The 23,533-nt window shown below is 57.6% G+C and carries 20 protein-coding genes and 3 pseudogenes; 13 read left to right on the top strand and 10 right to left on the bottom strand.

Translation table 11 applies throughout. The features are described from left to right. Positions 1-39: 39 nt before the first annotated feature. The 3 genes from phoU (at position 40) to ACYZTX_RS01130 (ending at position 3,051) form a co-directional block, all read left to right on the top strand. Positions 40-801, top strand: a complete 762-nt coding sequence (gene phoU, locus ACYZTX_RS01140) for a phosphate signaling complex protein PhoU (protein WP_008150055.1) — start codon at positions 40-42, stop codon at positions 799-801. Between the two features lie 167 nt (positions 802-968). After that, positions 969-1,919 (top strand): response regulator, encoded by a 951-nt coding sequence (locus tag ACYZTX_RS01135; RefSeq protein WP_462032600.1) that lies wholly within the window; start codon positions 969-971, stop codon positions 1,917-1,919. A 232-nt stretch (positions 1,920-2,151) separates the two neighbouring features. Further along, positions 2,152-3,051, top strand: a complete 900-nt coding sequence (locus tag ACYZTX_RS01130; protein ID WP_462032599.1) for a peptidoglycan DD-metalloendopeptidase family protein — start codon at positions 2,152-2,154, stop codon at positions 3,049-3,051. A gap of 15 nt (positions 3,052-3,066) precedes the next feature. Here the strand turns inward: ACYZTX_RS01130 and ACYZTX_RS01125 are convergent, their stop codons facing one another. From ACYZTX_RS01125 to phoB, 3 genes are all read right to left on the bottom strand, one after another. Beyond that, on the bottom strand, positions 3,067-4,407 hold the full coding sequence (locus ACYZTX_RS01125) for a hemolysin family protein (protein ID WP_462032598.1): 1,341 nt from the start codon (positions 4,405-4,407) through the stop codon (positions 3,067-3,069). Positions 4,408-4,530: 123 nt separating this feature from the next. Further along, positions 4,531-5,853, bottom strand: a complete 1,323-nt coding sequence (gene phoR / locus ACYZTX_RS01120) for a phosphate regulon sensor histidine kinase PhoR (protein WP_462032597.1) — start codon at positions 5,851-5,853, stop codon at positions 4,531-4,533. A gap of 39 nt (positions 5,854-5,892) precedes the next feature. Continuing rightward, a complete protein-coding gene (gene phoB / locus ACYZTX_RS01115) occupies positions 5,893-6,582 on the bottom strand; it encodes a phosphate regulon transcriptional regulator PhoB (RefSeq protein ID WP_008150066.1) in 690 nt (229 codons plus the stop codon). 153 nt (positions 6,583-6,735) lie between these two features. On the opposite strand from phoB, the gene ACYZTX_RS01110 reads away from it, so the two are divergent. Further along, a complete protein-coding gene (locus ACYZTX_RS01110; protein ID WP_462032596.1) occupies positions 6,736-7,128 on the top strand; it encodes a COG4315 family predicted lipoprotein in 393 nt (130 codons plus the stop codon). A 148-nt stretch (positions 7,129-7,276) separates the two neighbouring features. Here the strand turns inward: ACYZTX_RS01110 and ubiA are convergent, their stop codons facing one another. Together ubiA and ACYZTX_RS01100 are read right to left on the bottom strand one after the other, a co-directional pair. Continuing rightward, entirely contained in the window at positions 7,277-8,167 is an 891-nt protein-coding gene (gene ubiA / locus ACYZTX_RS01105; RefSeq protein ID WP_462032595.1) for a 4-hydroxybenzoate octaprenyltransferase, read from the bottom strand. After that, positions 8,167-8,730 carry a chorismate--pyruvate lyase family protein gene (locus ACYZTX_RS01100; protein WP_462032594.1) on the bottom strand — a complete coding sequence of 188 codons (564 nt, stop codon included), beginning with the start codon at positions 8,728-8,730 and terminating at the stop codon, positions 8,167-8,169. The genes ubiA and ACYZTX_RS01100 overlap by 1 nt, the downstream gene beginning before the upstream one ends. 201 nt (positions 8,731-8,931) lie before the next feature. On the opposite strand from ACYZTX_RS01100, the gene ACYZTX_RS01095 reads away from it, so the two are divergent. From ACYZTX_RS01095 to ACYZTX_RS01085, 3 genes are all read left to right on the top strand, one after another. Then, a complete protein-coding gene (locus ACYZTX_RS01095; RefSeq protein ID WP_007954349.1) occupies positions 8,932-9,099 on the top strand; it encodes a rubredoxin in 168 nt (55 codons plus the stop codon). A gap of 20 nt (positions 9,100-9,119) precedes the next feature. Next, a complete protein-coding gene (locus ACYZTX_RS01090) occupies positions 9,120-10,268 on the top strand; it encodes an NAD(P)/FAD-dependent oxidoreductase (protein ID WP_462032593.1) in 1,149 nt (382 codons plus the stop codon). Positions 10,269-10,462: 194 nt separating this feature from the next. After that, positions 10,463-10,738: an HU family DNA-binding protein gene (locus ACYZTX_RS01085; protein ID WP_003213368.1), complete on the top strand. Its 276-nt coding sequence runs from the start codon at positions 10,463-10,465 to the stop codon at positions 10,736-10,738. Between the two features lie 209 nt (positions 10,739-10,947). On the opposite strand, the gene ACYZTX_RS01080 is transcribed toward ACYZTX_RS01085, so the two are convergent. From ACYZTX_RS01080 to tssI, 5 genes and pseudogenes are all read right to left on the bottom strand, one after another. Next, positions 10,948-11,343 (bottom strand): DUF6124 family protein, encoded by a 396-nt coding sequence (locus ACYZTX_RS01080; protein WP_462032592.1) that lies wholly within the window; start codon positions 11,341-11,343, stop codon positions 10,948-10,950. 385 nt (positions 11,344-11,728) lie between these two features. Beyond that, positions 11,729-12,418: pseudogene (locus ACYZTX_RS01075) on the bottom strand (DUF2931 family protein). After that, positions 12,411-12,758: pseudogene (locus tag ACYZTX_RS01070) on the bottom strand (type VI secretion system tip protein TssI/VgrG); the annotation flags it as partial. The pseudogenes ACYZTX_RS01070 and ACYZTX_RS01075, both read right to left, overlap by 8 nt. A gap of 39 nt (positions 12,759-12,797) precedes the next feature. Further along, a protein-coding gene (locus ACYZTX_RS01065; protein ID WP_462032591.1) for an IS3 family transposase occupies positions 12,798-14,350 on the bottom strand; the annotation gives its coding sequence in 2 pieces (ribosomal slippage) (positions 12,798-13,888 and positions 13,888-14,350; 1,554 coding nt in all). Positions 14,351-14,555: 205 nt separating this feature from the next. After that, positions 14,556-17,512: pseudogene (gene tssI / locus ACYZTX_RS01060) on the bottom strand (type VI secretion system tip protein TssI/VgrG); the annotation flags it as partial. 674 nt (positions 17,513-18,186) lie between these two features. On the opposite strand from tssI, the gene tssA reads away from it, so the two are divergent. Genes tssA through ACYZTX_RS01030 form a run of 6 tightly spaced genes read left to right on the top strand, consistent with a single transcriptional unit; the run spans position 18,187 to position 23,532 of the window. Then, positions 18,187-19,743, top strand: coding sequence for a type VI secretion system protein TssA (gene tssA, locus ACYZTX_RS01055; RefSeq protein WP_462032590.1), 1,557 nt, complete (start codon positions 18,187-18,189; stop codon positions 19,741-19,743). Positions 19,744-19,775: 32 nt separating this feature from the next. Continuing rightward, entirely contained in the window at positions 19,776-20,279 is a 504-nt protein-coding gene (gene tssB / locus ACYZTX_RS01050) for a type VI secretion system contractile sheath small subunit (protein WP_282376254.1), read from the top strand. 28 nt (positions 20,280-20,307) lie between these two features. Next, on the top strand, positions 20,308-21,783 hold the full coding sequence (tssC, locus tag ACYZTX_RS01045) for a type VI secretion system contractile sheath large subunit (protein WP_094469955.1): 1,476 nt from the start codon (positions 20,308-20,310) through the stop codon (positions 21,781-21,783). Between the two features lie 12 nt (positions 21,784-21,795). Continuing rightward, entirely contained in the window at positions 21,796-22,203 is a 408-nt protein-coding gene (gene tssE / locus ACYZTX_RS01040) for a type VI secretion system baseplate subunit TssE (RefSeq protein ID WP_008150080.1), read from the top strand. A 10-nt stretch (positions 22,204-22,213) separates the two neighbouring features. Further along, on the top strand, positions 22,214-22,726 hold the full coding sequence (locus ACYZTX_RS01035; protein WP_462032589.1) for a PAAR domain-containing protein: 513 nt from the start codon (positions 22,214-22,216) through the stop codon (positions 22,724-22,726). Beyond that, positions 22,723-23,532: a hypothetical protein gene (locus ACYZTX_RS01030; protein ID WP_462032588.1), complete on the top strand. Its 810-nt coding sequence runs from the start codon at positions 22,723-22,725 to the stop codon at positions 23,530-23,532. The genes ACYZTX_RS01035 and ACYZTX_RS01030 overlap by 4 nt, the downstream gene beginning before the upstream one ends. The last annotated feature ends 1 nt before the right edge of the window (position 23,533 follow it).

Here is a 23,533-nt window from a genome sequence, read left to right as displayed (position 1 = left end):
GGTCCTCCGCACCTTACCGGACGCTCCAAGGACGCCAACATGATTAGTAAAGAAGGCCTTACCCACCACATTTCCGCGCAGTTCAACGCTGAACTGGAGGAAGTGCGCAGCCACCTCCTGGCCATGGGCGGGCTGGTGGAAAAGCAGGTCAACGACGCGGTGACCGCACTGATCGAGGCCGACTCCGGCCTGGCTCAGCAGGTGCGCGAGATCGACGACCAGATCAACCAGATGGAACGCAACATCGACGAAGAGTGCCTGCGCATTCTGGCCCGTCGACAGCCTGCGGCGTCGGACCTGCGTCTGATCATCAGCATCTCCAAGTCGGTGATCGACCTGGAACGAATTGGCGATGAAGCGACCAAGATCGCCCGTCGCGCCATCCAGCTGTGCGAAGAAGGCGAAGCCCCACGGGGTTACGTCGAGGTTCGTCATATTGGCGACCAGGTGCGCAACATGGTTCGCGATGCGCTGGACGCGTTTGCCCGCTTCGACGCCGACCTGGCGTTGTCAGTGGCGCAGTACGACAAGATCATCGACCGCGAATACAAAACCGCTCTGCGTGAGCTGGCCACCTACATGATGGAAGACCCGCGCTCTATCTCGCGGGTCTTGAGCATTATTTGGGTGCTGCGTTCGCTGGAACGGATCGGCGACCACGCGCGCAACATCTCGGAGCTGGTGATTTACCTGGTGCGTGGCACCGACGTGCGTCACTTGGGTCTCAAGCGCATGAAGGAAGAAGTTGAAGGCACAAGTGGCGAAACCGCTAATGTTCCGGGTAAAGCTGACGATAAGTAAGATTGCCTGAGAAAAGCGCCCGGCCTTCTGGCCGGGCGTTTTTGTTTGTGGTTTATGCATTCGAAAGCAGCACCCGCGAACTAAAAGTCCCGGCGTGACTGGAGGTTTTTGGCAATGTGCCATCAGCAAAGCGGTATGCTTGCCGGGATTTTTTAAAGGGGTGATGGATGAGTAAGGTCAGTGTGTTGGTCGTGGACGACGCGTCGTTCATTCGTGACCTGGTGAAGAAGTGCTTGCGCAACTACTTCCCGGGGATCCGGATCGAAGACGCGGTCAACGGCAAGAAGGCTCAGGCGATTCTGGCGCGTGAAGCGTTCGACCTGGTGCTGTGCGACTGGGAAATGCCGGAAATGTCCGGGCTGGAACTGCTGACCTGGTGCCGCGAGCAGGACAACCTCAAGACCATGCCGTTCGTGATGGTGACCAGCCGGGGCGATAAAGAAAACGTGGTGCAGGCGATCCAGGCCGGGGTTTCCGGCTACGTCAGCAAGCCGTTCACCAACGAGCAACTGCTGACCAAGGTCAAGCACGCCCTGAACAAGGTCGGCAAGCTCGACACCTTGATGAACAGCGCACCGACCAAAATGAACTCGGCGTTCGGCAACGATTCCCTGAGCGCCTTGACGGGTGGCAAGGCTGCCGTGGTCGCACCCGCAGCGGCGCCGGTCAACCCGTTCGCCAAACCTGTCGCCGCCGCGTCAGCCCCGGCAGCGGCTCCGTCTCGCGGTTTGCTCAACAGCCCGCCGATCAAGCCTCCAGCGTCCTCTGCAGCGCCAACTGGCGGTCGTGGCCAGGGCCAACTGCGCCTGCCGAACGGCATTCAGCAATGTGTGATCAAGGCCTTGAGTCTCAAGGAAGCGTTGCTGGTGGTGAAGCGCACCGATACGCTGCCGCAAGTGCTCGACAGCGCGGTGCTCGATCTGGAGCAGGGCGACAACGCCGAAACCGCCCGCCTGAACGGCTACCTGCACGCCATCGTCGCCCACGAGCAGAAGCCCGACAGCGAGTGGCTGCAACTGACCTTCCGCTTTGTCGACCAGGATGCACAGAAGCTCGACTACATCTCCCGCCTGATTGCCCGCGGCACGGCGCAGAAGCATTTCATACCCGGCGCGTAATCTCCGTCGCCAGACAGTCCGCCTTCGCGGGCAAGCCACGCTCCCACAAGTTTTGTGTCGTTCATGTCATCGACAACAACCGAAATCCTGTGGGAGCGTGGCTTGCCCGCGAAAGGGCCATCAGATTCACCACACATCCGCTGAACTGCCCATTTTGAAACATCCGCCGACTACCCGGGTCCATTGCAGCTGCTAGGCTCCTACCCAGGCCTTACTCGACAGAATCTTACCCATGCTCGCGCGCCTGCTGTTTTTTTTCTGTGGTCTTTTCATGGCATCCACCCCGGCTGTGGCCATGACGATCTACAAGTCCACCGACGCCAATGGCGTGGTCTCCTACAGCGACCGCCCCACGACGGGCTCCAAGGTGTTCGTTTTTCGTGATCGCATGGTTGAGAATCTTGAGCGTCAGGTGTACCTCATCATCACGAAGAAGAAGGGCGTGGACAGCGTTTACGTGCGCAATGACCTGTATGCGCCGGTAGAAATCAAATTGAGCTTCGGCGGGCTGAAAAACGTCAGTGGTGCGCCGAGCCGACCGATTCGCCGGGTGATGCCGGCACGCAGCAGTATTCGTCTGGCGCTGCTCACGGCCACGCAGCCCGCAAGGCCACTCGCGTATACCCCAAAATTCGAATACTCCCTGGGCGATCCCTCAGGCGCCGCCATGGCCTATCGTTACCCGCTGCCCTGGCGCGGCGGACCGTTTCGGCTGAGTCAGGGGGCTAATGGTCAATACAGCCACTTTGGTCCAAAGAGCCGCTACGCGATGGACATCGCCATGCCCGAAGGCACGCCGATCATCGCGGCGCGAGGCGGCGTGGTGGTGAAAACCGAAAATGCCCAGACCGGACGCGGCACCGATCCGTCGGGCAATTTCGTGCGGGTGCTGCACGATGACGGAACGATGGGCGTGTACCTGCACCTCAAGCAAGGTTCGGTGAGCGTTCGCGAGGGGCAACGGGTGTCGGTTGGCAGTGCGTTGGCGCTGTCGGGCAATACCGGCAACAGCAGTGGGCCGCACCTGCATTTCGTGGTGCAGCGCAATACCGGGTTGGGGCTGGTGTCGATTCCGTACCAGTTCAATCAACCGGTAGGCGCGTTGCCCAACTTTGCGTTGGGCAAGCAGTGAGTCAAAGGTTGATGCTCAATCGAGCATCAACACCTTGGCCAGAATAATCTTCGGCCCTTTCATCTTCTTGATGATGATCCGCAAGCCTTCGACTTCCAGCACTTCTTCCTCTTCCGGCACCCGTTTCAGGGTTTCGTAGACCAGCCCGGCGAGGGTTTCGGCTTCGATGTGGTCCAGGTCGATGCCCAGCAGGCGTTCGACCTTGAACAGCGGCGTATCACCACGCACCAGCAGCTTGCCCGGCTGGTACGCGAGGATCCCGCGCTCAGCCTTGCGGTGTTCGTCCTGGATATCGCCGACCAGCACTTCCAGCACGTCTTCCATGGTCAGGTAGCCGATGATGTTGCCGTCAGCTTCTTCCACCAGGGCGAAGTGCGAGCCGCCCTTGCGAAACTGTTCCAGCAGCTGCGACAGCGGCATGTGACGAGAGACGCGCTCCAGCGGACGGGTCAGTTCGGCGAGGTTGAACGACTCGGGAATGTGGTCCAGGGCCGCCAGCTCCAGCAGCAGATCCTTGATGTGCAGCAGGCCGACGAACTCCTGGGTATCGCTGTCGTACACCGGATAACGGCTGAACTTGTGGCGACGGAACATCGCCAGGATTTCCTTCAGCGGCGCATTGAACTCCAGCGTCACTAGGTCTTCCCGGGAGTTGGCCCAGTCGACCACTTCCAGCTCGCCCATTTCCACCGCCGAGGCCAATACGCGCATGCCTTGGTCGCTAGGGTCCTGGCCACGGCTGGAGTGCAGGATCAGTTTCAGTTCTTCACGGCTGTAATGGTGCTCGTGATGAGGGCCGGGTTCACCTTGGCCGGCGATCCGCAGAATCGTGTTGGCACTGGCATTGAGCAGGTAAATCGCCGGGTACATCGCCCAGTAGAACAGGTACAGCGGCACGGCGGTCCAGAGCGACAGCAACTCGGGTTTGCGGATGGCCCAGGATTTCGGGGCCAACTCGCCGATCACAATGTGCAGGTACGAAATGATGAAGAACGCCGTGAAGAACGACACGCCTTTGACCACTTCGGCCGACTCCACGCCGACGGCTTCAAGCAGCGGTTCGAGGATGTGCGCGAACGCCGGTTCACCGACCCAGCCAAGGCCCAGGGAGGCGAGGGTGATGCCCAATTGGCAGGCCGACAGGTAGGCATCAAGCTGACTGTGAACGGTGCGCAGAATGTGTCCGCGCCAGCCGTTTTTTTCAGCGATGGCTTCGACCCGGGTCGAGCGCAATTTGACCATGGCAAATTCTGCCGCAACGAAAAAGCCGTTGAGCAATACCAGGATCAGAGCAAAAAGAATCATGCCGAAATCGGCGAAGAGTGTCGCGAGGGTCAAGCCAGGGGAAGGGTCCATGATGGAGTTTTGCGGGTTCCGTGTATTCGAAAGGAAAGAAAAAAGTGCGCCTGAAGGGCAGGCACAAGTCAGCCAATGTAGCGGCTGACCGGGCGATTGCCTAGTGGTGAGTGCTGGCCGGTATCAGTCGGTGGCGCTGATGACTCGGGTTTTTGTGACTTGGGCTGGCGGAAAGTGGCAGGTGAAGGTGCTGCCGTGGCCCGGCAAACTGCTGATTTCCATCCGCGCTCGGTGGCGCAGCAACACGTGTTTGACGATGGCCAGACCTAGCCCGGTGCCGCCAGTGTTGGAGTTGCGGCTGGAATCGACACGATAGAAGCGTTCGGTCAAACGCGGCAGGTGTTTGCTGTCGATGCCAATGCCGGAGTCCTGCACGCTCAAGTGTGCACCTTGCTCATCACCCCACCAGCGAATGCGGATATTGCCTTCGGCCGGTGTGTATTTCACCGCGTTGAACACCAGATTGGAAAACGCGCTGCGCAATTCGGCTTCGCTGCCCTTGAGCAGAATCGTCGGATCGGCTTCCAGCGTGATCTTCTGATTGCGCTGAGCAGACAACTGCTGAGCATCACTCTTGATTGATTGCAGCAAGCCGTCGATGGCCACCGGCTGGTTATCCGACGGGTAATCGGTGGCTTCCAGTTTAGCCAACAGCAGCAAATCGTTGAGCAAGGTTTGCATGCGTCCGCCTTGCTGCTGCATCTGCTGCAAGGCACGGGTCCAGCGCGGGTTCACTTCCTCGACGTTGTCAAGCAAGGTCTCCAGATAACCGCAGATCACCGTCAACGGCGTGCGCAGTTCATGGGAGACGTTGGCGATGAAGTCTTTGCGCATCTGTTCCAGCTGATGGATACGTGTCACGTCGCGCACCAGCATCAAATGTTCGTTGTTGCCGTAACGGGTGATGTAAAGCTGAATACGTACGCGGTCGTTGGTCGGCGAAGGGATTTCCAGTGGCTCGGCGTAGCTGTTCTGCTCGAAGTATTCTTTGAAGCTCGGATGGCGTACGAGGTTGGTCACCGGCTGACCGCTGTCTTGCGGCGTCTTGAGGCCGAGCAGGGTTTCGGCGGCGCGGTTCCACCATTCGAGGTTGCCGTCGCTGTCGAGCATGATCACCGCGTCTTTCAGCGCGGCGGTGGATTCCTGGACCCGGTCGATCACCGCTTGCAGGCGCCCGCGCACCCGTTGGTCGCGGCGTTGCAGGTGGTAGATGCTGTCGAACACTTCGCCCCACAGGCCATAGCCATCAGGCGGTGCTTCATCGGATTTGTGCAGGCGCAGCCACTCGTGCAGACGCAGCAGTTGCTTGAGCGTCCAGGCCAGGTAAAGGCCCAGGCCCGCGGCAAGGCTCCAGCCGTAGTAGCCGGAAATCAGGCCGATCACCAGGCAGGTGGTGACCAGCAACAGCATGTGGCGAATCAGGATGCCATGCCAGTTTTGGTTCACGGAAAATATGCGTCCTTGTCAGCGAGTCTGGCGGTCAGCTCAGGCCTTGGTGGAAAACCGGTAGCCGGTGCCGCGCACGGTTTGTACCAGATTTTCGTAGGCGTCGCCGAGGGCTTTGCGCAGGCGACGGATGTGCACGTCGACGGTACGCTCCTCAACATAAACGTTGCCGCCCCAGACCTGATCCAGCAACTGGCCACGGGTGTAGGCACGCTCCTGGTGGGTCATGAAGAATTGCAGCAGGCGATATTCGGTCGGGCCCATCTCGGCGGGTTTGCCGTCGATGGTCACGCGGTGGCTGATCGGGTCCAGCAGCAAGCCGCCGACTTCGATCGGCGTCTCGCCATCGGTAGGACCGGCACGGCGCAGCACGGCCTTCAGGCGCGCCACCAGCTCACGCGGGGAAAAGGGCTTGGTGATGTAGTCATCGGCGCCGACTTCCAGGCCCTGGATCTTGTTGTCTTCTTCGCCCTTGGCGGTGAGCATGATGATCGGGATGTCCCCGGTCAGCTCATCGCGCTTGAGGCGCCGGGCCAGTTCGATGCCGGACGTGCCGGGCAGCATCCAGTCGAGCAGGATCAGGTCCGGCTTGCGGTCAACGATGATGGCGTGGGCCTGCTGCGAGTTCTCAGCCTCCAGGCAGTCATAGCCGGCCATTTCCAACGCAACGGCGATCATTTCGCGAATGGGCGCTTCGTCGTCGACGATCAGAATGCTCCTGCCAACCATGCCTTTAACCCTCTTGTCATTTAACTGTCTTGCGCCGCATTAGATAACGGAATTATTGCAGTCGTGTGACAGTATTTTAGTCGCCCTGCGATTGTCGTGATCCTGAACTAAGCTCTAATTTCGAATCCTGACAACCACAAAAGGAAGGTTTCCATGAAGCAATGCGCGCAATCCTTCAAAGCTTTGATGCTGACTGCGGTCATGGCTATACCATCATTGGCCTTCGCGGCTGAGCCTGCAATGATGAAAGGCGATGTGATGGTCGACCAAAAGGGCATGACGGTGTACATGTACGACAAGGATGCTGGCGGCAAGTCAATGTGTAACGATGAGTGTGCCAAGAACTGGCCGCCAATGATGGCTCCGGCAGGTGCCAAGGCCGAAGGCAAATGGAGTGTCATTAAGCGTGATGACGGCATGATGCAATACGCTTACGACGGCATGCCGCTGTACACCTTTGTGAAGGACGAAAAGCCTGGAGAAATGAAAGGTGACGGCATGAAAGATGTCTGGCACGTCATCACCAATACCGGACCGAAGAAGTAAACCTGTAGCAGCTGGCGAAGCCTGCGTCCGGCTGCGCAGCAGTCGTGAATCCTGCGTACGCGGTTTACCTGATACATCGCGGAGACAGATTTCACGACTGCTGCGCAGCCGGACGCAGCCTGCGGCAGCTGCTACAGATCATTCGCAGTCAACGCAGCGCGTAATCCAGCACAATCCCCACGAAAATCGCCAACCCGGCCCAATGGTTGTGCAAAAACGCTTTGAAGCAGCGCATTCGGTCCTTGCCGCGGGTGTACCAGAACTCCCACGCAAAACAGCCCGCCGCCGCCAGCAATCCCAAGTGGAACCAGCCACCGAGCTCGAATTTCGACCCTGCCAGCATCAGGCAACCCAGCGCCAGCCCTTGCAGGGTCAGGATGATCACCCGGTCCGCCTCGCCAAACAGAATCGCCGTGGATTTTACGCCGATCTTCAGGTCGTCGTCGCGGTCGGTCATGGCGTAATAGGTGTCGTAGCCCACCGTCCACAGCAGGTTGGCGATCCACAGCAACCACGCCGCCGCCGGCAGTTCACCGGTTTCGGCAGTGAATGCCATCGGCATGCCCCAGGAGAACGCCGCGCCCAGCACCACTTGCGGGTAATAGGTGTAGCGCTTCATGAACGGGTAACTGAAGGCCAGTGCCAAACCGCCGAAGGACAGCCAGACCGTCGTGGCATTGGTGCAGAGCACCAGCAGAAAACTCACGCCCATCAGCAGCGCGAAGAACACCAGGGCTTCTTTGGAACTGATCTTGCCGCTCACCAGCGGTCGTTGTTCGGTGCGTTTCACGTGGCCGTCGACCTTGCGGTCCGCCCAGTCATTGATCACGCAGCCGCCGGCGCGGGTCAGCACCACACCGAGGACAAAAATCACGATGTTGGCCAGTGACGGTGAGCCTTTACCGGCAATCCACAGTGCCCACAGCGTTGGCCATAGCAGCAGATAAATGCCGATCGGCTTGTCCATGCGCGTCAGCTGAATGAAATCCCAGGCCCGAGGGTTCAAGCGATTCATGGACTTGAGCAGGCTCTGGTACATCAGCAATTCTCCGGATGGGCGCGGGTGGCGAGCCACAAAGTCGGAAGGAAAATCTCAGCGACCAGCACGCTCAAGGCGCCGCGGTCAAAACGCGAGCGCCGGCCCCAGAGTTCAGGTGCCCGGGACTCCATCGGCAGCCACTCTTGAGGATAGTGACAAACCTCGATAGCGCGGCGCTGGAACGCCTGATCGCAAAACAGCAATTCGCCCAGGGAGCGGCTGCCCAATTCGTCCATGTGTAACCCGTCGCCCTGCAACGCACTGCGCGCCGCCACGCTGCGTGCAAACACCCAGGCCTCGCCGTGGCCACGCAGATACACCTCACGAACCCAACCCTCACTGCCTTCGGTCAGCTGCAGTGCGGCACATTCGTCGGCGCGCAGGGGCTGCCAGCCTTCGTAGAGTGGCGTGACGCTGAAGCCGTCATTCGACAGACGGATCAGCCGTCGGGTCAGAGAGCCTTCGTCGAACAGCCAGTCGAGGGTAGACGTGTCAGGGAGGGGCGTCAGTTGGCTTTCAGGGAGCCAGAGCGGAGTCGCGGTGGGGGATTTTGAGTGCGGCACAGTGAGTCATTATTGGCAGCAAATGAGGCGGCGAGCTTACCATGTCAGCCGGCGATTTTGATTGATCCCGCCAGCCGTTGCGTCGAACAGGCTTGCATCTGCCGGGCCCGATCAGTACAAAACGCCCCTGAGCCGGATGGCAGCGCTCCAACCATCGACCGTTCGCGCCGGCAAAAGCCTGAATCCTGAGGATGTATGTGAATGAAAAAGTGGCAATGTGTAGTCTGCGGCCTGATTTATAACGAAGCCGACGGCTGGCCGGATGACGGCATTGCGCCGGGCACCTTGTGGCAGGACGTGCCGGAAGACTGGCTGTGCCCGGACTGCGGCGTGGGCAAGATGGATTTCGAAATGATTGAAATCAACTAAGACATTTAGAGGAGTAGGGAATGAACGCACCTGTCGTGATCATCGGCACCGGGCTGGCTGGCTACAATCTGGCTCGGGAGTTTCGCAAACTCGATAGCGAAACCCCGCTGTTGCTGATTACTGCAGATGACGGGCGCTCCTACTCCAAGCCGATGCTTTCCACTGGCTTCGGCAAAAACAAGGACGCCGATGGCCTGAGCATGGCCGAACCGGGCGCCATGGCCGAGCAGTTGAAGGCCGAAGTGCGCACGCACACGCGCATCAGCGGCATTGATCCGGGCCACAAGCGCTTGTGGATTGGTGAGGAATCGGTGATTTACCGTGACCTGATCCTCGCTTGGGGCGCGGAAACCGTGCGGGTGCCGATCGAAGGCGACGCGGCTGACGCCGTTTTCCCGATCAACGACCTGGAAGATTACGCACGCTTTCGCGCAGCGGCGGCCGGCAAACGTCGGGTGCTGCTGCTCGGCGCCGGTCTGATCGGCTGCGAGTTTGCCAACGACCTGATCCTCGGCGGCTACGAGGTGCAACTGGTTGCACCGTGCGAGCAAGTCATGCCGACCTTGCTGCACCCGGCGGCGGCCGCTGCGGTCCAGGCCGGGCTGGAAAGCCTCGGCGCACGCTTCCACCTCGGGCCTGTGCTCAACCGCTTGCAGCGCGTGGCTGACGGCCTGGAAGCGCATCTCTCTGACGGTCAGGTGATTCCTTGCGAGGTGGTGGTTTCCGCCATAGGTCTGCGTCCGCGCATCGACCTGGCGGCCGCTGCCGGTGTGCAGGTCAATCGCGGCGTGGTCGTCGATCGTCATCTGAAAACTTCTCACGCCAATATCTATGCCTTGGGCGACTGCGCCGAGGTCGACGGGCTGAATCTGTTGTACGTGATGCCCCTCATGAGCTGTGCGAGGGCGCTGGCTCAGACCCTCGCCGGAAACCCGACGGCGGTGAGTTATGGCCCGATGCCTATCACCGTGAAAACCCCGGTTTGCCCATTGGTGGTGTCACCACCGCCACGGGGTTTCGAAGGCGTGTGGACGGTCGAAGGGCAGGGCGCGGACATCAAGGTATTGTGCCGCGATGCCAGCGGCAAACTGCTGGGATATGCCCTGACAGGCGCGGCGGTGATGGAAAAACTGGCCCTGAACAAAGAGCTTCCGGCACTGCTGGCGTAAATACCGGTCGTTCTGTCGGAATCACCCCTCTTTTGCCCTTACAAAGGTCGCGCCGAGACTGGCGCGGCTCTTCCGTGCATGCCATTCTCACTCCCGTCTGCCGCAGAGTAGAGCAGCTGCGGCGCTTTGGGCGCTGTTCCAACGAGAACAGCACGGACATAACAACAAAAAACCGTCAAAGGGGCTTCACTAACATGCGTAAACCAGAACTCGCCGCAGCAATTGCTGAAAAAGCAGACCTCACCAAAGAGCAGGCCAACCGCGTTCTCAACGCCGTTCTCGAAGAAATCACCGGCGCTCTGCACCGCAAGGACAGTGTCACGCTGGTGGGCTTCGGTACCTTCCTGCAACGCCACCGCGGTGCCCGCACCGGCAAAAACCCGCAAACCGGTGAGCCAGTCAAGATCAAGGCCAGCAACACTGTTGCGTTCAAGCCAGGCAAGTCGTTGAAAGACAGCGTTAATCCGTAATCCGCATCCCTATCCCGCATAGCGGGGGAGCGGAATAAAAAATGGGCACGCCAACTTGGTTGGGTGCCCATTTTTTTATGGTGGCGAGAGTAATGCCGATCAGTCAAGCCGCGGCCCGAACCGAACGCAGGCTTCGCCAGCTGCTACCGACCGCGTCATGGCTCAACTGACCGGCATTAACGCTAATCAAATTTGTTTCTGCTTGCGGATCAGCTGACTCGGTTTTGTTGCTTGGCGAATATCGCTGCCATTTCCGGTTCATCCAAATGATCTAACGCTCGCTCCACCATCAAATGCACCCCATCGGCCAAGCGGCTGAGCGCCAAGGCTTTGGAGCGGCGTGAGCCATCCACATCGTCGGCGAGGTCGGCGGCGATGGCGTTGATGGAAAGTAGATCTTCCGAGGCGTTGGCGAGCAGGGTTTCTGTGTTGATGTCGGGGCAGACGCTGAAAAGTTGGCCGTTGAGTTTCGGCGGCTTCGGTTCGGCTGGCGGGAAGTGATGGTCGAGGGCGCGCTCGGCGGCTTCGTTGAGTTTGTTTGAATCGGGGCTTTCGTAGGGGGAGACCGGGTCGGTGTCTGGCGGGTTTGGAGTTACCTTGAACATGATCTTCAATTCCATAAGTGATGCTGACAACACTTCGCCGACTAAACGAAGGGGTGGCAGCTGTACGCAGGTTAGTCGGACCGGGGAATTGAAGAAGCCGGCGCACCCGAGGGTGCCCTACGCACAGCCACCATCAAATGCAGGTAGGAAATACCTGTCTGACAGAAGCTTGTGCAACTTCAATTACCAGCGAGCGACTAAACCCGATCACTGATGAGCAGTGACACGAATCAAGTTACCGACCAGTCCCAAGGTGCACAAGCCGGCGGATTCTGGCGTAGCCGTAGGCAACGACGCAAGGTGTTGTAGCTTTCACGACGTTACCTACAAGGCTTTTAAACAAGCATTCTCAGGCGATGTTTAATCATTGCGATCCTGGCACGCCTTACCAACTCCCATAGGGGATTCCAAATTTTTCGATGTAGGCTTTGGACTCCTCTGAAAGCGGCCGATGTTTTCCATTGGACGTGCCCCCGTAGGGACCTTTGGGGCTGATCGTGCCTTGGACACGGATGGCTTCGGTCGACAATAGGCATTGACCGCCAAGTCATACCTTGGCGATTCCTCCTGGCGCCAGGCCCACTACTACCATGTCTCGATAATCCGTTATCCATTTACCGTCCGCACGGCAAAAGGTTCTTTCACCCTGGAGCATGGTTTTGCGCGCCGATTCGGGGATCTCTATGTACGCTTCATAAGTCTGCGGTTCGGCCATGGACTGCCAGCGTACGTAGACGAAGCGAGGTAGGTCAGCGCCCCTTACAAATCGACCTTTTCCTTTCGGATGCTCAAACCACCCCTTTGCATCGCCCTTGAAGTGAGCCGGTACGCCTTTACTTAGCCCTCGGGGGTAACCAGTCGAGGGGATTCCGCTACCTGCACCTCGAAACACACGTTCATTGATATCAACGACATCCGCCGTTTCGATCCAGACTTCCATGTAGTCAGGCGAAAAAAATCTGAGGCTCCAATCGTCATAGGGTAATGATCTGCGCTCGCCATAGGCACATCCTCCCAACAACAACGCGAACAACAACGCGAAGCCTGATTTGAGCATGCATAGGCGTTTACTCATTGGGATGCACCACGCGTACATAGTTTTCGGTGGGTCGATTGATAAACACGATGTTCAGATCGCTGTTGTTCCAGCCTTTGGCAGCATTCCAGTTGGCAGACAGATGGATGTAACGGCGAAAGAGCAATTCCTCTTCATCAAGGCTCAAGTTCGCGCGACGTGTTTCACCCAGCGCATAAGCCATCAGTTTTTCGGCAATCGGTTTCAGCTCTACCGGTAACGCGTACGTTTGATCCTCTTCGTCTATAACGTTGAACGGGACGTCGTGCCTAGCTCCCAACTCCCGCATGATGCGCAGGTAAATCAAGGCCAGATCGTTGCGCACAGTCCGCTCGCTGTGGCGGCATTTTTCAAGGTAGTTGTCGCGTCAACCGTTCAACTATGCCGCTCTTTTCTCGTCCTGCTGCTCCCGATCCGGATTCAGCATCACCGCTCCTATCGGCTCCCAGTTCCGCGTCTGGCCTGACCAACGTTCCGGGCTTTTCTTGCGCGCTCGCTGGTACAGTTCATGCCGCCGCGCCAGGATCTGGTGGTCCAGCCCTCGATGCCGCTCCGTCGGTGTCACGAAGCGGATCCGGCTATGCCGGTGCTCGTTGTTGTACCAACGCATAAAATCTCTCACCCAAGCGCGTGCGGCGTCCAAGCTGGCAAAACCCTCCTGCGGCCATTGCGGGCAATATTTCAGTGTTCTAAACAGCGACTCCGAGTACGGATTGTCGTTGCTCACTCGCGGTCGGCCACGGGACGGCGTGATGCCCAGGTCGTACATCTTGCTCAACAGCGTCAGCGATTTCATCGGCGCACCATTGTCCGAGTGCAGCACCAGCGGCTCGCGTAAACACTGCTCGCCGATCACGCTGCGTTGCAGCAGCGCAGCGGCTTTTTCGCCGCTTTCTTCTTCGTAAACTTCCCAGCCCACGGCCTTGCGGCTGTAAATATCTTCGATCAAATACAGGTAGTAGTACTTGCCACGTATCGGCGACGGCAAATACGTGATGTCCCACGACCACACCTGATTGGGCGCTTTGGCGACATGCGTCGCCGGTGCCGCATGCCGTCTGGGTCGCTGGCTACGGCCCCGATGATGTTGCTGGCCGGCTGCACGCAGGATGCGATAAAACGTCGCTTCCGACGCCAGATAACGCCCCTCGTCAGCCAGCCTCGGTACGATCTGACTCGGCGGCAAATGGGCATACGCCGGGCTGTTACACAGCGTCACGATCGCTTGTCGTTCGATCTCGCTCAACGCATTACGTGGCGTGGGCCGCACGGTGGTTGTGCGGGCATCGGCTTGAACATCCTCACTCTGCGTCCATCGCTGCAAGGTTCTGAGCGACAGCCCCACCTCCTGGCACGCTCTGATTTTTCGAGCACCGGCCACGATGGCTTCGATCAACCAAGCCACCAACAACTGCCGTTCCGGCAAAGAGGTCAGGTGTCCTCGTTGTCGATCCCCCAGTAATCGTTGAGCTTTTTTCGCAGCACCAACAACGCGGCGGTCTCGGCCAGCGCCTTGTCTTTACGCAGCAGTTCGCGCTCAAGTTGCTGAATACGTTTCTTGTCCTTGCGAGACTGTTCGCGGTCGACCTTTTGTTGGTTCTGAACACTCTGCTGCCCCGTGATACAGGCTTGGCGCCAGGCGCTGACGTGTTCGGGGTACAGACCTTTTCGTCGGCAGTACTCACCCAGTTCGAGCTGCGACAGACCGGCGGTTTCAAGGACGACAGCGAACCGGGCTTCAGCAGACCAGTTCTCGGGGAGTGGCTTGTCTTCAGGCACTGCGCTTCCTTCAGAACTGACCTTCTTGCGCCAGTTGGACAAAGACATTTCGCTAACCCCTTCACGCCGGGAAACCTCGGCCATCGTCAGGCTCAGCGGGGGAAGCAGCATCTTGAGTAATGCGGCTTTGCGTTCAGGTGAATAGTACGGCACGACCAGTCTCTTTCCGCCCCCGATATGCTTTTTCAGGAAAATTCGGAGAGGCGACAACTATCCTGACACCGGGGGGTGGACCGCCGCATAGACATTTTTCCACTTGGCTCTATCCCCATTGACGTTGCGAGCAAACTCTACCGCCCAGGTTTTCACTTTCAGTGTCAGCCCATACAGATTGAGTTTTATCTTGAAGGCGACCCAATTCTTGCTCAGCCCAGCGATAGGCGGTTGACGCTGTAGAAGGCACGTAAAGATCTTCGTCGCGGCTACAGCGCGGCTTGCTAAGCAGAACTCGTTCAATGATATTTGGTAGATACCCGCCACCTAGGTCAGAGTGGACGCCGGGCAACACGATATCGGCAGAGCCGGCGCTGTTGAGCGAGAAGTTGTGGCGACGCTCATCCCCCGCCACCAAATGCACGACTTTTTTTGCGATATCGGGCGCTAGAAACAAGTTGACGCTGGGGTTTATGGCGTCATGGACGCTCAAATCACCGTCGGCAATGCTTGCGACGGCAGCAGCGGTATCGAAGATGCCGATAAAGTTGATGGAGAAATCGGTGTTGACGCGCCAGGCAAAATTTTCGGTGAACAATGAAGAATCGCCTGGCAATAGCGCTGCCAATGGACTCTGTTCTCCTTTCAATACTTCATTGGCATAGTGCCGTGCGGCAGCGGCGCCGCGACTGAAACCGAAGATATCAAACTCGATGGACTCAACTTTGCGGTTGGGATTTGCCAATTCGAATAGATGAATTTCACGAAAGATACTTGCTGGGCTTTGCTTAACTCTGTCCAATACACCTTGGGTGCCTTTGCCGGTTGCTAGTGAGAAAGGCGAATCCCCTTCGCCACTGATAGTACCGATGCCATCCAGATAACGGGGATGTACCCTATGGTTTCGTCATCAGCCAATAGACGCTCACTGTCATTGGTGTACAGGTCATACAGCTTCGCCACATTACTCGTGTTATTCCCATAACTGCTATCCGGCGTGTTCCCCTGAACGTCATACCCATGTGCCTGACAAAACCGCTGAATATCCTCAGCCTCCTCCAGCAGATTCACATCCCGCGCATAGCACCCGACAACCATCTCACTGTTGGATCGGTTATTCCCGGTGCCATCAAAAAACACCCCGATCCGCAACGTAATTCCCTCTTCCTCGACTTCCTCGACTTCCTCGACTTCCTCCTCCTTTTCCTCCAGCTCATCCTCTTCCAATGGCGCAGGCGCAACGGATGCCAACAACCCCACCACCGTCCCCGGCAACAATGCATGCGCCGCCATCCCCGCCACCGGCGAACCACCAACCTCAATTTCGCTACTGCTGAAAACCCCGTCAGCATCGATCACGATATGGTGACCACCCGCCTTCAAAGTGATGTTCGCTCCCGCGTCCAGCACCAGACTGGCCCCGGCCTTGATATGAACGTGCTCACCGGCCTCAACCACCAGTGCTGCGCCGATCCGTGTATGGCTGCTCCCGGCAATCTGTAGATAGTCGCTGGCCTTGAGCTGAATCTTGCGATCCGCCGTAACCGTGCGATGTTCCTCACCTCCGAGCACCGCGATGCTGTTGCCCTTGATGGTTTCCCAACGCTCGTTGCCCACCTCCAGCTGACTGTCGTATTCGACCCTCTGCTCCATATCCCGCTGAGCACGCAGGTAGATCAACTCCTGCCCGGCGCGGTCTTCAATCGACAATTCGTTGTAACCGCCCGTGCTGGGGGAGCTGTGGCTTCGAAGTACGGATTTGGTTTTGTTCTCGGGCAAAGGGTAGGGCGCCGGCGTGACTTTGTTGATCAGGCAACCGGTTATCAACGGACTATCGGGATTGCCTTCGAGGTAGGTGACGAGGACTTTCATGCCGATACGCGGAATGGCCACCGCGCCGAAATGATCCCCCGCCCAGCTGGATGAACCCCGCAGCCAGCATCTGCTTTTTTCGCTGTTGTGTTCAGCGCGGTCCCAATGAAATTCGACTTTGACGCGACCATATTCATCGCAGTAAATCTCTTCACCAACAGGCCCGGTGACTCGGGCGGTCTGGCAGACCAGTGTTGGTCTTTGTTTAGGCATCGGTGGCCGATAAAACACATCCCATGGAATCGCGCTGAAGCAGTTGCGGTAGCCCTGGGTAAAACCGTCCTCAGGTTCGGTCGCGCTGGTAATTGGTTCTTCAAGCACCTGAGGCTGCTTTCCGGAGTGGGTGACGCCGAGCAACAGCCATAGATCGTTGTACGTGTCGCGTGGGTGATCCGTCAGACTGAAAAAGTGGCCGCTACGAAGCGATGGTTGGTCGCTTTCACCCTCCGCTAATTGGTAATCGGCCCGGTGCCGTTCCAGCGCCTGTCGGGCGAGTTGTTTGCCGTGTTTTTCACTCTCGAAAAACAGTGGGTAGCGATAGTCTTCAAGCTCAGGGCTGAACTCGGCGGTGAAGCGACTTTCCAGCAGAGCATTCGGTCGTTTCAGATCATAGTGGCGGCGGGTAACTATGCTGGTGCGGGTGCTGAAAGACATGGATAACTGGCTGACGACCGGATGCTCCACCACCATGCCGGAGTCTTGCTGATACGGGGTTTCGCCCAGTTTAGGGAAGAAGGTCTGGTCATCGGTGAAGACCAGCACATGGCCTTCCCGGGAGTGCTGGTGATGCCACGTAATGCCGTCCTCGGCGCAGATCCGCTGGACGAATTCGAAATCACTTTCCCGGTATTGGGTGCAGTATTCGCGCTCGGGACTCGTTCTGACATGGAAGATAAAAGCATCGGCCTGGATGCCATGACCCTTGAGTACCTGAGCAATGATTTGCGGCACCGTCTGGCGCTGGAAAATCCGTTGATCGTGGCTGAACTGCAAGTAGTGAAGCGCCGGTACGAGGGTGAGGCGATAGCGGGTCAGGCGTTTGCCGCCATCGCCTATGGTCACCTCTGCGATATGACCATGAATACCTTCACCATGAAGGCCGAATTGGAGAAATGCAGGTTGGTTGAGCAGGCTCTCCAGATCGAAATCCGGATACTCGCTGACCAGGTCGACATGAATTGAGTACAACGCACTGATGGTTTCAGTGCCTTCAAAGGCCAGCACTTTGAAATCGTTGCGAACCGTTGGGATCACAAGCGTGAAGAGGGCAGCATTGGCCGGTGCGAACATGCGCTTATCCTTTTGCTTTTTTAGCTCCTCCTTGAGCTGAGAGAGAAAAAAATCGTGATGTCGGAGCCGCTTAGCCTGAACAAATCGCAAAGTTGCGCGGCACGCTAACAAGGCATCCAAAGGATTGATGTAGGAGGGATCCTGAAGCCGGGTATGAAATTTCCGCGATACCGAAAGTTCCATTTTGGAACTTTGGATTTAATACAAAGTGCCACCACGGTGATGGCACTTTTCTTATTGCTTGTTGTCACTCGCCGTTTTATTCACTGATACCGGTAACATTTCGGAATGCTCCTACATTCATAATTTTTTATTTTTGGCATGCTTCACGCCTGCCTCAGGGAGCGCATCGGCAATGAATACGGCGTTTATTAAGATGGAAGAGTCTGAAGGCTCTATCTCAACGGTTTCCGGCCAGTGGGTCGAACAATGAATAGTTAAACCGATCTCAGGGATTCCCTTGCTACATATAGGGACATCTCCTACGAGACAAAAACACGCTTCGTCTTATTGTTTAATCAGATGCTTGCTAGTGGCCATCATCGTGAGTACGATGCGCCCACTTGAAAGAGCGCGAACTCAATTGGATGAGACTCATCGCAGCTCTTTGATACTGTCCCACGCCCCGGTAATTCCAATAGGCGTAGGACTGTAATCCTAATTAAAGGCCATGGATGTCCTACTCAAGCAAACTTTCCGCTCATTACCTTGAGCTCGCAAAAGCCTCTGTTTCCAAAGAGAATTTCGCGGGCGAGGATGTTCGCTTTTCGAGCGAATATGAGGCATTGGAAAGCGAGCTGGGCAAAGCCCAGTCCATGCACGAAAGCGGTCAGATCGACTGGCTGAAAATCCGCGAAAACAGTGAAAACCTGCTGCGCACCCAGTCCAGGGATTTGCGGGTCGGTGCCTGGCTGACCTGGGCTCTGTACCAACGCGAGTCCTTCCAGGGGCTGCTGGCCGGCCTCGGACTTCTGCACCACTTGTGCGAGAACCACTGGGCCGAGGTTCATCCCCACAAGGCCCGCACCCGCTCCGCTGCCATCAGTTGGTTGGTGCCGCGTCTTGAGCAGGTGCTGAACGAAAACATCGCGATCAAAGAGCAGTTGCCGCTGTTCCGCCGCCTGGTGGAGCATCTGGAAGGCCTCGATGCTGCCTGCACCGAACACCTGGGCGACGATGCGCCGTTGTTGCTGCCGATCTCCCGCCGCCTGAAAAACATGGTCCAGCGCGCCGCTGACAACCAGCCGGAGCCCGGTGTGGTCGGGGCCGCCGTGGCCCAGGTCAAGCAGGCCGCCGCGCAGTTGTTCACTCCCGGCGCGCCGATCGACAACGAGAAAGAAGCCCATAAGGCCCTGCGCGCCCAGCAAGAAAACGCCCGTCCGCTGTGTGCCTGGTGGCTCAAGCAGAAAGCCACCGACCTGCGCGCCTTGCGCCTCAATCGCACACTGTTGTGGTTGCCCATAGACGCGGTGCCCGAGCGCAATGCCGAGCAAATCACCGTGCTGCGCGGCTTGCCAGCCGACAAGCTCAAGGCCTACCAGGACCGTTACGACCAAGCCAAATACGCTGACCTGCTGGTGGAACTGGAGGCGAGCCTGGCGAAGGCGCCGTTCTGGTTCGATGGCCAGCGAATGGTCTGGGAATGCCTTCAGGGGCTCAACGCCGAGTTGGCAATGCGCGAAGTGGAAATCCACTTCGCGCTTTTGATTCAGCGCCTGCCCGGCATCATCGAATTGCGTTTCCACGACGGCGCGCCGTTCGCTGATCCTGCCACCCGCGCCTGGGTCAGTGCCCACGTCATGCCACACCTGCAAAGTGCCAGTGCGCCGCGCAAGGTCGAAGTCACTGACAGCCAGCCGGCCTGGGAAGTGGCCCTGGAAGAAGTCCTGCCGATCCTGCGCAAGGACGGCCTCAAGGCCGCCGTACAAATCCTCAAGCAAGGCCTGCAAAGCGCCCACGGCGGACGCGTCCGATTCTTCTGGCAGTTCGCCCTCGCGCGGCTGTGCTTCATGGCCAAGAAATACGAACTGGCCAAGACCCAACTCGAAACACTGGACCAAACATTACAGGACTCAGGCCTGCACGCCTGGGAGCCCGATCTTGCGCTGGAAGTGCTGCATTTACTGCATAGCTGCTGCGATTTGTTGCCGCAGAACCATGCCGTACGTGAACGCAAGGAAGAGATTTATCGCAGGCTGTGCCACCTCGATCTCGAAGTGGTACTCGAATAGGCCCCAGGGCCACAACCGCAAGGAGAAAAGCCATGGCCAAAGAAGGCTCGGTAGCCCCCAAGGAACGCATCAACGTCACTTTCAAACCTGCCACCGGTGGTGCACAGGAAGAGATTGAACTGCCGTTGAAACTACTGGCAATCGGTGACTACACGCACCGCAAGGACGAACGCAAAGTCGAAGATCGCAAGCCGATCAGCATCGACAAAATGACCTTCGACGAAGTGCTGGCCAAGCAAGAGCTGAGCCTGACGTTGAACGTGCCGAACCGCCTTCAGGAAGAGGGCAGCACTGAAGAGCTGGGCGTGCAACTGCGCGTCAACTCGATGAAGGACTTCAACCCGGCCAGCCTGGTCGAGCAAGTGCCTGAGTTGAAAAAACTGATGGAGCTGCGCGACGCGCTGGTGGCCCTCAAAGGCCCGCTGGGTAACGCGCCTGCGTTCCGCAAAGCCATCGAAGGCGTTCTCGCCGACGACGAATCCCGCGGTCGCGTACTGGGTGAGCTGGGCCTGAACGCCGCAGCCCAGGACGCCTGAGTCTCCATCAGCCAAGGAAGCCAACACAATGAGCACTAGCGCAGCACAGCAAAAGAGCAAAGAGAACGGCGAATACAGCATTCTCGACAGCATCATCGCCGAGACCCGCCTGACGCCGGACGACGAAGCCTACGACATCGCCAAGCGTGGTGTGTCGGCCTTCATCGAAGAACTGCTTAAACCGCAGAACAACGGTGAGCCGGTCAAGAAAGCCATGGTTGACCGCATGATCGCCGAGATCGATGCCAAGCTCAGCCGCCAGATGGACGAAATCCTGCACCACCCGGCTTTCCAGTCCCTGGAATCGTCGTGGCGCGGTCTGCAGTTGCTGGTTGATCGCACCAATTTCCGCGAAAACATCAAGATTGAAATCCTCAACGTCTCCAAAGAAGACCTGCTTGACGATTTCGACGATTCGCCGGAAGTGATGCAGTCTGGCCTGTACAAGCACATCTACACCGCTGAATACGGCCAGTTCGGTGGTCAGCCGGTAGGCGCGATTATCGCTAACTACTTCATGTCCCCAAGCTCGCCGGACGTGAAACTGATGCAGTACGTCTCCAGCGTTGCCTGCATGTCCCACGCGCCGTTCATCGCGGCTGCCGGCCCGAAATTCTTCGGCCTGGAAAGCTTCACCGGCCTGCCGGACCTGAAGGATCTGAAAGATCACTTCGAAGGCCCGCAATTCGCCAAATGGCAGAGCTTCCGCCAGTCGGAAGACTCCCGCTACGTTGGCCTGACCGTGCCGCGTTTCCTGCTGCGTAACCCGTACGACCCGGAAGAAAACCCGGTCAAATCGTTCGTGTACAAAGAAACCGTCGCCAACAGCCACGAGCATTACCTGTGGGGCAACACGGCCTACGCGTTCGGCACCAAGCTGACCGACAGCTTCGCCAAATTCCGCTGGTGCCCGAACATCATCGGCCCGCAGAGCGGTGGCGCGGTTGAAGACCTGCCGTTGCACCACTTCGAAAGCATGGGCGAAATCGAAACCAAGATTCCTACGGAAGTATTGGTTAGCGACCGTCGTGAATACGAACTGGCCGAGGAAGGCTTCATCTCCCTGACCATGCGCAAAGGCTCCGACAACGCGGCGTTCTTCTCCGCGAGCTCGGTGCAGAAGCCGAAGTTCTTCGGCATCAGCGCGGAAGGCAAGGCTGCAGAGCTGAACTACAAGCTCGGCACCCAACTGCCGTACATGATGATCGTCAACCGCCTGGCTCACTACTTGAAAGTGCTGCAGCGCGAGCAACTCGGTTCGTGGAAAGAACGTACCGACCTCGAGCTGGAACTGAACAAGTGGATCCGCCAGTACGTGGCCGACCAGGAAAACCCAAGCGCCGAAGTCCGTGGCCGTCGTCCACTGCGTGCTGCCCAGATCATCGTCAGCGATGTTGAAGGCGAGCCTGGCTGGTACCGCGTCAGCCTGAACGTGCGCCCGCACTTCAAGTACATGGGTGCCGATTTCACCCTGTCGCTGGTTGGCAAGCTGGACAAAGAGTAAGCGGAGCGACTCATGACTGGATACGGCAGCCTTTTCGAACGCCTGGGTGGCGACGCGGACAAACGCGTCGGCTGGAGCCGCGAGGTCTCCGCCATGGCGTCCGTGGCTGCCCATCTGGCCAAGATGCTCAGCACCCGTGCGGGCAGCGTGCAAACGCTGTCCGATTACGGGCTACCCGATCTCAATGACATGCGTCTGAGCCTGCACGACTCCCTGAGTCAGGCCCGTTTGGCCATCGAAAATTTCATCGAAGCCTACGAGCCACGCCTGAGCAATGTGCGTGTCATTTCCCTGCCGCGTGACCACGATCAGCTTCGCCTGTCCTTCAGCATCGAAGGCTTGCTGGAAGTTGATGGTTTCAAGCGCCAGGTCAGTTTCGCCGCGCGCCTGGATGGCAGCGGTCAAGTGAAGGTCAACTAAGGAGATTCGTATGTCCGGCAAACCCGCAGCACGTGTCACCGACCCCACCGCTTGCCCGCTCCCCGGCCACGGCACCAACCTGATCGCCGCCGGTTCCGGCGACGTGTTCTTCGACGGCCTCCCGGCCGCCCGCCAAGGCGATGCCTCGGCGTGTGGTGGTGCGCTGGTTGGCGATCTTGCCACCACCGTTTTGATCAACGGTAAACCGGCGGCGACCGTGGGCTGCGTCGGTACTCATGGCAACAAAGTTACGGCCGGGTCCGGGACAGTGATTATCGGGAACTCGCATACGCCGGTGCCGTTTATTCCGCCGGTTCCATTGATGCTGTTTTCCCATTGTCAGCATGTTGTGATGGAAGATCAGGATGGAAATCCACTTCAGGATATTCCTTATCAGATTACAACCGCAAAAGGCGAAGTTATCTCCGGGCAAAGTGATGCAATGGGCAGAACCCAGTTGGTAGGGGGGGAAGAAGGTGAAACTTTTGACTTTCACGCCGCAATTGATGGAACGTCGGTATGAGTGCCGAAATTTTGTCTACCTTGATGGCACGGTCAATTGCATTAACTCCCAAGGCAGATCCGGTCGGGAAAAAAGTTACCTATAAAGTATTCTGGAAAACGACTGCTTTCTGGACTGATGCAGATATTGCTGCTTATCACGACGAAGCACCATTGATTGCGGAAAGATTGATCAATGAGCAGTATTGGGATAAAGATGGCAAGGTAAATAACTATAAGTTTACCTGCGAAGACTTTGCAATCATGGTCTTAGTAGAGTTTTCTAGTAAGCGCGGGCTTCCAGTTAAACTGGTTACTGGCGTCAGGGCTTATAGAAACATGGAAAATTATAGTCCGTCCGCTCATGACCGATACGGGTCGAATAAGTACGGTTTCGCTGAAATGGTGATGCTGACTTACGGCGCCCGTGAGATGCAAAAATCGACAGTCAATACTGTAGCCGTTGCCTCCGTGGAGGATTTGATGCCGGGCGACATCCTTGCGCAGGCACTTGATCGTCCGATGATGACTACTGCCCATCACATACAGATGGCTGTGGCGGTGACTGACTCACGAATTGATATACGGCAGGGAAATACAGACGCAGCAATTATCTGGCCATTCACATGGGGTGTGAAACTTACCGGGAAACATATGGCAGATCCCCAAAGTAGTGGATATGTAGGGCTTCCGGTACAAAAAGGATGCTTCATTAAGTCAGGGTCAGGCTGGACTTACCATAATCTGACGAAAGGCTCTGTTAATGAAGATTTTCTTAAGGCCTTTGAGTTATATCGCTGGAACTTCATGGGGTTTAATAAGGAATGAC

Source organism: Pseudomonas sp. MDT1-17, assembly GCF_054898105.1.
The sequence above is the reverse complement of the archived record's forward strand: the minus strand, read 5'-3'. Positions and strand labels throughout refer to the sequence as shown.

Bases quoted from the DNA above. Each gene is read 5' to 3' on its own strand.
- phoU (WP_008150055.1), top strand. From the start codon at position 40: ATGATTAGTAAAGAAGGCCTTACCCACCACATTTCCGCGCAGTTCAAC.
- ACYZTX_RS01135 (WP_462032600.1), top strand. From the start codon at position 969: ATGAGTAAGGTCAGTGTGTTGGTCGTGGACGACGCGTCGTTCATTCGT.
- ACYZTX_RS01130 (WP_462032599.1), top strand. From the start codon at position 2,152: ATGCTCGCGCGCCTGCTGTTTTTTTTCTGTGGTCTTTTCATGGCATCC.
- ACYZTX_RS01125 (WP_462032598.1), bottom strand. From the start codon at position 4,407: ATGGACCCTTCCCCTGGCTTGACCCTCGCGACACTCTTCGCCGATTTC.
- phoB (WP_008150066.1), bottom strand. From the start codon at position 6,582: ATGGTTGGCAGGAGCATTCTGATCGTCGACGACGAAGCGCCCATTCGC.
- ACYZTX_RS01110 (WP_462032596.1), top strand. From the start codon at position 6,736: ATGAAGCAATGCGCGCAATCCTTCAAAGCTTTGATGCTGACTGCGGTC.
- ubiA (WP_462032595.1), bottom strand. From the start codon at position 8,167: ATGTACCAGAGCCTGCTCAAGTCCATGAATCGCTTGAACCCTCGGGCC.
- ACYZTX_RS01095 (WP_007954349.1), top strand. From the start codon at position 8,932: ATGAAAAAGTGGCAATGTGTAGTCTGCGGCCTGATTTATAACGAAGCC.
- ACYZTX_RS01090 (WP_462032593.1), top strand. From the start codon at position 9,120: ATGAACGCACCTGTCGTGATCATCGGCACCGGGCTGGCTGGCTACAAT.
- ACYZTX_RS01085 (WP_003213368.1), top strand. From the start codon at position 10,463: ATGCGTAAACCAGAACTCGCCGCAGCAATTGCTGAAAAAGCAGACCTC.
- ACYZTX_RS01080 (WP_462032592.1), bottom strand. From the start codon at position 11,343: ATGTTCAAGGTAACTCCAAACCCGCCAGACACCGACCCGGTCTCCCCC.
- tssA (WP_462032590.1), top strand. From the start codon at position 18,187: ATGTCCTACTCAAGCAAACTTTCCGCTCATTACCTTGAGCTCGCAAAA.
- tssB (WP_282376254.1), top strand. From the start codon at position 19,776: ATGGCCAAAGAAGGCTCGGTAGCCCCCAAGGAACGCATCAACGTCACT.
- tssC (WP_094469955.1), top strand. From the start codon at position 20,308: ATGAGCACTAGCGCAGCACAGCAAAAGAGCAAAGAGAACGGCGAATAC.
- tssE (WP_008150080.1), top strand. From the start codon at position 21,796: ATGACTGGATACGGCAGCCTTTTCGAACGCCTGGGTGGCGACGCGGAC.
- ACYZTX_RS01035 (WP_462032589.1), top strand. From the start codon at position 22,214: ATGTCCGGCAAACCCGCAGCACGTGTCACCGACCCCACCGCTTGCCCG.
- ACYZTX_RS01030 (WP_462032588.1), top strand. From the start codon at position 22,723: ATGAGTGCCGAAATTTTGTCTACCTTGATGGCACGGTCAATTGCATTA.